Origin of the sequence: Streptomyces cinerochromogenes, from assembly GCF_014648635.1 — a bacterium.
Classification (GTDB): Bacteria; Actinomycetota; Actinomycetes; order Streptomycetales; family Streptomycetaceae; genus Streptomyces; species Streptomyces cinerochromogenes.
In genome coordinates, this window is record NZ_BMRM01000016.1 from 220,600 (window position 1) to 226,837 (window position 6,238).

The 6,238-nt window shown below is 69.6% G+C and carries 7 protein-coding genes; all 7 read left to right on the plus strand.

The window, feature by feature from the left end:
* The first annotated feature begins 2 nt into the window (after nucleotides 1-2).
* Nucleotides 3-1,010: a type I glyceraldehyde-3-phosphate dehydrogenase gene (gene gap / locus IEZ20_RS28795; protein ID WP_023551595.1), complete on the plus strand. Its 1,008-nt coding sequence runs from the start codon at nucleotides 3-5 to the stop codon at nucleotides 1,008-1,010.
* Nucleotides 1,011-1,146: 136 nt separating this feature from the next.
* The gene (locus IEZ20_RS28800; RefSeq protein WP_189304036.1) at nucleotides 1,147-2,358 is read left to right on the plus strand and encodes a phosphoglycerate kinase; all 1,212 of its coding nucleotides are present in this window, start codon (nucleotides 1,147-1,149) and stop codon (nucleotides 2,356-2,358) included.
* Nucleotides 2,359-2,363: 5 nt separating this feature from the next.
* Nucleotides 2,364-3,140: a triose-phosphate isomerase gene (gene tpiA / locus IEZ20_RS28805; RefSeq protein ID WP_189304038.1), complete on the plus strand. Its 777-nt coding sequence runs from the start codon at nucleotides 2,364-2,366 to the stop codon at nucleotides 3,138-3,140.
* A gap of 113 nt (nucleotides 3,141-3,253) precedes the next feature.
* Nucleotides 3,254-3,484 carry a preprotein translocase subunit SecG gene (gene secG / locus IEZ20_RS28810; protein WP_030752883.1) on the plus strand — a complete coding sequence of 77 codons (231 nt, stop codon included), beginning with the start codon at nucleotides 3,254-3,256 and terminating at the stop codon, nucleotides 3,482-3,484.
* 203 nt (nucleotides 3,485-3,687) lie between these two features.
* On the plus strand, nucleotides 3,688-4,023 hold the full coding sequence (locus IEZ20_RS28815; RefSeq protein ID WP_003957010.1) for an RNA polymerase-binding protein RbpA: 336 nt from the start codon (nucleotides 3,688-3,690) through the stop codon (nucleotides 4,021-4,023).
* 123 nt (nucleotides 4,024-4,146) lie between these two features.
* Complete coding sequence (locus IEZ20_RS28820) at nucleotides 4,147-5,415, plus strand: MFS transporter (RefSeq protein ID WP_189304040.1); 1,269 nt, start codon at nucleotides 4,147-4,149, stop codon at nucleotides 5,413-5,415.
* Nucleotides 5,416-5,466: 51 nt separating this feature from the next.
* Nucleotides 5,467-6,238, plus strand: a 772-nt coding sequence (locus IEZ20_RS28825; protein WP_506004962.1) for a phosphoglucose isomerase-related protein, incomplete at its 3' end; no start/stop codon positions are given.

Below are 6,238 nucleotides of genomic sequence, written 5' to 3' on the forward strand. Positions count from 1 at the left end.
TCGTGACGATCCGCGTAGGCATCAACGGCTTCGGCCGCATCGGTCGTAACTACTTCCGCGCCCTGCTGGAGCAGGGGGCGGACATCGAGGTTGTGGCTGTCAACGACCTGGGTGACACCGCGACCACCGCGCACCTGCTCAAGTACGACACGATCCTGGGCCGCCTCAAGCAGGAGGTCTCCCACACCGCCGACACCATCACCGTCGACGGTCACACCATCAAGGTGCTCTCCGAGCGCAACCCGGCCGACATCCCGTGGGGCGAGCTGGGTGTCGACATCGTCATCGAGTCCACCGGCATCTTCACCAAGCGCGAGGACGCGGCCAAGCACCTCGCCGGCGGCGCCAAGAAGGTCCTCATCTCGGCTCCGGCCAAGGACGAGGACATCACCATCGTGATGGGCGTCAACCAGGACAAGTACGACGCGGCCAACCACCACGTCATCTCCAACGCCTCCTGCACCACCAACTGTGTGGCGCCGATGGCGAAGGTCCTGGACGAGAACTTCGGCATCGTCAAGGGTCTGATGACCACGGTGCACGCGTACACGAACGACCAGCGCATCCTGGACTTCCCGCACAAGGACCTGCGCCGCGCCCGTGCCGCCGCCGAGAACATCATCCCGACCACCACCGGTGCCGCCAAGGCCACCGCCCTGGTCCTGCCCCAGCTCAAGGGCAAGCTGGACGGCATCGCCATGCGCGTCCCGGTCCCGACCGGCTCCGTCACCGACCTGGTCGTCGAGCTGGGCCGCGAGGTGACCAAGGAAGAGGTCAACGCCGCCTTCCAGAAGGCCGCCGAGGGCGAGCTGAAGGGCCTCCTCGACTACACCGAGGACCCGATCGTCTCCTCCGACATCGTCAACGCCCCGGCGTCCTGCACCTTCGACTCCTCCCTGACCATGGTCCAGGAGGGCAAGAACGTGAAGGTCATCGGCTGGTACGACAACGAGTGGGGCTACTCCAACCGCCTCGTCGACCTCACGGTCTTCGTCGGCAACCAGCTCTGATCGCTGAAGCAGGACCTTTGAAGTGAGAGCAGGGCCCGTGCAGCGCACCGCCGCGCTGTCCGGGCCCTGCTCTCACGTACGGACCACGTCCTTTTACGATCAGGTGCACCACGAGCCCTCCTCAGGAGTCCACTCAATGAAGACGATCGACGAACTTCTCGCCGACGGCGTGAGCGGCAAGCGGGTCTTCGTCCGCGCCGACCTCAACGTGCCGCTGTCCGACGGGACGATCACCGACGACGGCCGCATCCGCGCCGTCCTGCCCACCGTCAAGGCCCTCGCGGACGCGGGCGCCAAGGTGGTCGTCGCCTCGCACCTGGGCCGCCCCAAGGGCGCCCCGGACCCCGCCTTCTCCCTCGCTCCGGCCGCCTCTCGCCTGGGTGAACTCCTCGGCTCCGCCGTGGCCTTCGCGACCGACACCGTCGGGCAGTCCGCGCAGGACACCGTCGCCGGCCTCGGCGAGGGTCAGGTCGCCGTCCTGGAGAACCTCCGCTTCAACCCCGGCGAGACGTCCAAGGACGACGCCGAGCGGGGTGACTTCGCCGACCGGCTCGCCGCCCTCGCCGACGTCTACGTCGGCGACGGCTTCGGCGCCGTGCACCGCAAGCACGCCTCTGTCTACGACCTGGCGAAGAAGCTGCCGCACTACGCCGGCCACCTCATCGCCGCCGAGGTCGGCGTCCTGAAGAAGCTCACCGACGACGTCCGGCGCCCCTACGTCGTCGCGCTCGGCGGCGCCAAGGTCTCCGACAAGCTCGCCGTGATCGACCAGCTGCTCGACAAGGCCGACCGCCTGCTCATCGGCGGCGGCATGGCCTACACCTTCCTCAAGGCCAAGGGCTACGAGGTCGGCATCTCCCTCCTCCAGGAGGACCAGGTCCCGGCCGTCACCGAGTACATGCGGCGCGCCGAGAAGCAGGGCGTGGAGCTGCTGCTCCCCGTCGACGTCGTGGTCTCCCGGACCTTCCCGGACCTGAAGACCAAGGCGCCCACCGAGAACACCGTGGTCGACGCGGACAAGATCCCCGCCGACCAGGAGGGCCTGGACATCGGCCCCAAGACCCGAGAGCTGTACGCCTCGAAGCTCGCCGACGCCGAGACCGTCTTCTGGAACGGTCCCATGGGCGTCTTCGAGCACCCCGACTACGCCGAGGGCACCAAGGCGGTCGCCCAGGCACTCGTCGACTCGAACGGCTTCACCGTCGTCGGCGGCGGTGACTCCGCCGCTGCCGTGCGTACGCTCGGCTTCGACGAGAACGCATTCGGCCACATCTCGACCGGTGGCGGCGCCTCCCTCGAATACCTCGAGGGCAAGACGCTCCCCGGCCTTGCCGCACTGGAGGACTGACCTCGATGAGCACGCGCACGCCGATCATGGCGGGCAACTGGAAGATGAACCTCAACCACCTGGAGGCCATCGCCCACGTCCAGAAGCTCGCCTTCGCCCTGGCCGACAAGGACTACGAGGCCGTCGAGGTCGCCGTCCTGCCCCCCTTCACCGACCTGCGCTCGGTGCAGACCCTGGTCGACGGCGACAAGCTCAAGATCAAGTACGGCGCCCAGGACATCTCCCAGCACGACTCCGGCGCCTACACCGGCGAGATCTCCGGCCCCATGCTGGCCAAGCTGAAGTGCACCTACGTGGTGATCGGCCACTCCGAGCGGCGCCAGTACCACGGTGAGGGCGACGAACTCGTCAACGCCAAGGTCAAGGCCGCCTTCAAGCACGGCCTCACCCCGATCCTGTGCGTCGGTGAGGAGCTGGACGTCCGCGAGGCGGGCAACCACGTCACCCACACCCTCACCCAGGTCGAGGGCGGTCTGAAGGACATCCCGGCCGAGCAGGCCGAGACCGTCGTGATCGCCTACGAGCCCGTGTGGGCCATCGGCACCGGCAAGGTCTGCGGCGCCGAGGACGCGCAGGAGGTCTGCGCCGCCGTCCGCGCCAAGATCGCCGAGCTGTACTCGCAGGACGTGGCCGACAAGGTCCGCATCCAGTACGGCGGCTCCGTGAAGTCGGGCAACGTCGCCGAGATCATGGCCCAGGCCGACATCGACGGCGCCCTGGTCGGCGGTGCCTCGCTGGACGCCGACGAGTTCGTCAAGATCGTGCGTTTCCGCGATCAGTGACGCTGCCGTGAGTAGGCGGTAGCGGCGATACGTCGTACTCTTGCGGGGGCACAGCCGAGGCGCTGTGCCCCCGTCGTCCATCCGAATCCGAGGAAGTTGGTCCAGCCGTGGTTTTGGGGTTCTCGATCGCCCTGATCGTCTTCAGCCTGCTGCTGATGCTGCTGGTGCTGATGCACAAGGGAAAGGGCGGCGGTCTCTCCGACATGTTCGGTGGTGGCATGCAGTCCTCCGTCGGCGGCTCCTCGGTCGCCGAGCGCAACCTCGACCGGATCACCATCGTGATCGGCCTGCTGTGGTTCGCGTGCATCATCGTCCTCGGCATGCTGATGAAGACGAACAGCTGACACCCGAATCGCACATTCCGCTCGTAAAGCCCCATGTTCGGTACGCGCTCCTGAGCGCGGCCTATCATGGGGCTTGCGTCTGGATATGGGGGCCGGTAACTCCAATCACTGGACGCGCGTTGGGCCTTACGTAGACTGAGGCGCTCGCAGCGAAGCGAAACGCCGACTAGCTTCGCGGCACCATCACGCAGGGAGTTACGACCGTGGCAAGTGGCAACGCGATCCGAGGAAGCCGGGTCGGGGCGGGGCCGATGGGCGAGGCCGAGCGCGGCGAGTCCGCGCCGCGTCTGCGCATCTCCTTCTGGTGCTCCAACGGGCACGAGACGCAGCCGAGCTTCGCCAGCGACGCGCAGGTTCCCGACACCTGGGACTGCCCGCGCTGCGGATTCCCGGCCGGCCAGGACCGGGACAACCCGCCGGACCCGCCGCGCACCGAGCCGTACAAGACGCACCTCGCGTACGTCCGGGAGCGGCGCAGCGACGCGGACGGCGAGGCGATCCTCGCCGAGGCGCTCGCCAAACTGAGGGGCGAGATCTAGGAGTTCTCACCGGCCGGGTGCCCGCGGGCGCCTGGCCGGAGCCGTATCCGCCGTTCGCCGCCGACCGATTGTCAGTGGTGCCCTCTACGGTTTTCGCGAAGGCGGGAACCGCGAGGGGGAGTTGTGACGTCGATCGGGGCAGGGGACGGGCGTGCGCCCGCGTGGCGCGGGGGCTTCGGGCGGCTGTGGAGCGCTGCCGTGCTCTCCGGCTTCGGTGACGCACTGCGGACGGCCGCACTGCCGCTGCTCGCCGCCTCGCTGACCGACCGGCCGCTGCTCATCGCCGCCGTGACCGCCTGCGGCCACCTGCCCTGGATCGTCTTCGGACTGCTCGGCGGGGCGGTCGCCGACCGCGTGGACCAACGGCGGGCGATGTGGACGGTGGACGCGGTACGCGGGCTGCTCGTCGCCTCCTTCGCGGCGGCCGTCGCCCTGGGGCACGCCTCGATCGCCCTCCTCATCGCCCTCGCCTTCACGCTGACCACGCTCCAGACGCTGTTCGACAACGCCGCCACGGCCCTGTTGCCGGCGCTGGTGGACCGGGAGGCCCTCGGCAGCGCGAACGCCCGGCTGATGACCGGGCAGAAGGTCACCGGGGGCCTGCTCGGGGCGCCTGCCGTGCCGGTCCTGACCGCCGCGGGGCTCGCCGTCCCCTTCGCGGCCGACGCGGCCACCTTCCTCGTGGCCGCCGCACTGGTCGCCTCCCTGCGGACCACCCCACCCGAGCGCACGCCGGGACCCGCGGGCGGCACCCTGCGCCGGGACATCACCGACGGGCTGCGCACCCTGGGGCGGGACCGGGCCCTGCGCGGCCTGTGCGCCTCCACCGCCCTGTGCAACACCGGCATGGGCGCCCTGATCGCCACCCTGGTGGTCCTCGTGACCGGCTGGCTGGACGCGGGCAGCGGCGGATACGCGGCGGCGATCACCGCGTACACCCTCGGCGGCCTGGCCGGGGGAGTGGCGAACCGGTGGATCACAGCCCCGCTCGGCGCACTGCGGACCGTGCTGCTCGCCGGCGCCGTGCAGACCGGCGCGCTCGTCGTCATGGGCACCGTGCGCAGCCTGGCCGCGCTGGTGGCGGCGCTCGCGGTCTTCGGGTTCATGGGCATGCTGTGGAACGTCAGCAGCACCACCCTGATGCAGCAACGCGCCCCCGCCGGCATGCTCGGCCGGGTCGGCTCCGCCTTCCGCACCCTGGCCGTCGCCGGGGCCCCGCTGGGCGCGCTCCTCGGCGGTGCCGCGGCCACGGCCTGGGGCCCCGGCACACCGGCCCTGCTCACGGCCGCGTTCTTCGTCCTGTCCGTCCTCTGCCTGATACCGGTCCGCGCGGAGGACGTACCTGTGGGTGCGCCGGACGACGGCGTCACGACGGCTCACGCCGCACGGTGATCAATTAGGTTGGAACAGCTGGGACAGGCACGAAAGAAGGCTGAAGTCCGAATGAACGCAGACGGCCGTACCAGGCTCAACCAGACGCCCGAATGGACCGCTCTCGCCAAGCACCGGGAGGAGCTGGCCGACACCCATCTGAGGGAGCTGTTCGCCGCCGACCCCGCGCGCGGCACCGGATACACGCTCCGGGTCGGCGACCTGTACATCGACTACTCCAAGCACCTGGTCACCGACGAGACGCTGCGGCTGCTGCGGGACCTGGCCGCGGCGACGGACGTCTTCGGCCTCCGGGACGCCATGTTCCGCGGCGAGAAGATCAACGTCACCGAGAACCGGGCGGTGCTGCACACCGCGCTGCGCGCCCCGCGCGACGCGGTGGTCGAGGTCGACGGCGAGAACGTGGTCCCGGCCGTGCACGCCGTGCTCGACAGGATGAGCGACTTCGCCGAGCGGGTCCGCTCCGGCGCGTGGACCGGCCACACCGGCAGGCGGATCAGGAACGTCGTCAACATCGGCATCGGCGGCTCCGACCTCGGCCCGGCGATGGCGTACGAGGTGCTGCGCAGCTTCACCGACCGCGACCTGACCGTCCGCTTCGTCTCCAACGTGGACGGGGCCGACCTGCACGAGGCCACCCGGGACCTGGATCCGGCGCAGACGCTGTTCGTCATCGCCTCCAAGACCTTCACCACCATCGAGACCATCACCAACGCGACTTCCGCCCGGAAGTGGCTGCTGGCCGCGCTCGGCGACGAGTCCGCGGTGGCCAAGCACTTCGTGGCGCTGTCCACGAACGCCGAGAAGGTCGCCGAGTTCGGCA

Coding starts and splice junctions, on each gene's coding strand:
- IEZ20_RS28800 (WP_189304036.1), top strand. CDS start 1,147: ATGAAGACGATCGACGAACTTCTCGCCGACGGCGTGAGCGGCAAGCGG.
- tpiA (WP_189304038.1), top strand. CDS start 2,364: ATGAGCACGCGCACGCCGATCATGGCGGGCAACTGGAAGATGAACCTC.